The organism is Desulfatitalea alkaliphila, from assembly GCF_022968795.1.
Classification (GTDB): domain Bacteria; phylum Desulfobacterota; class Desulfobacteria; order Desulfobacterales; family Desulfosarcinaceae; genus Desulfatitalea; species Desulfatitalea alkaliphila.
The window spans coordinates 1-868 of the sequence record NZ_JALJRB010000082.1 but is presented as its reverse complement, the minus strand read 5'-3'; the positions used below and the strand labels follow the sequence as shown (position 1 = coordinate 868).

Below are 868 nucleotides of genomic sequence, written 5' to 3'. Positions count from 1 at the left end.
CAGTTTTAAAAAATTGATGCGGCTTTTGCTTTGCGTGCTTTCAAAATAGGAAAACTGTTCATTGCCGATATGCGTGCAGTAACCGTTGCGGCCCATATGACGCGCGCCGGTGTCATCGACATTGATGTAGCTGGACACCTCAAGGCCGGTGGCAAGAATCTGATCCTTTTCCAAGTGGAAACGATCCTTTTCTTCAATCAGAAGCCTGTTGAGATGACCAGCGGAAATATCAATGCCTATTTCATGCAGTTGCTCAAGCAGCAGTGGTTGGGTGACATGGCAATGATAGTATTGGTACAACACAAAACGGATCAATTCAGGGCCGAAATGGCTGTTGTTCAAATTCGCCGGCAACTTGCCCGATACGTAAGCGCCATCAGGTGTTTCATACACCTTGAGTCTATAGCGGATATTGTACGGTTGCAGTTTCAGATCTTGCACCACCCAAGTATTATAGTATCTGAAGGTCGAACCGGGTGGTATGCACTCGGGCTCTATGGGCTTGGTGTCGCGGATCTCAAGTTGTGCGGTTTTAGGCCTTTTGGCAGATCCGGCTCTTTTTCCCTTTGATCCCTTCTTTTTCTTGGAACGCTTTGCTTCAAGACGGCTGGGCTGAATTTTGGGCCGGGGTGGCCGATTTTGCAACCGGGCGATTTCGTCCTTGAGCAGTTGGATTTGGGTAGCCATCTGATCGATGATCCGGGCTTGCTGATCGATGATGTCCAACAGCTGCCGCACAATCGGGGTCTGCTGCTCTTCTGGAATTTGTGGCATCAAAATGTGAGGTTTCATACTCAATAGGCATACTATGACCCCATCGAATTGTCCAGCGATTTTTGTGTGCTACCAGAATTTATTGAGAAGTTAC

Annotated in this window: 1 pseudogene; it reads right to left on the bottom strand. The window is 47.9% G+C overall.

Annotated features, from left to right (window positions below):
* Positions 1–792: pseudogene (locus tag MRX98_RS21805) on the bottom strand (IS66 family transposase); the annotation flags it as partial.
* Between the last annotated feature and the right edge of the window lie 76 nt (positions 793–868).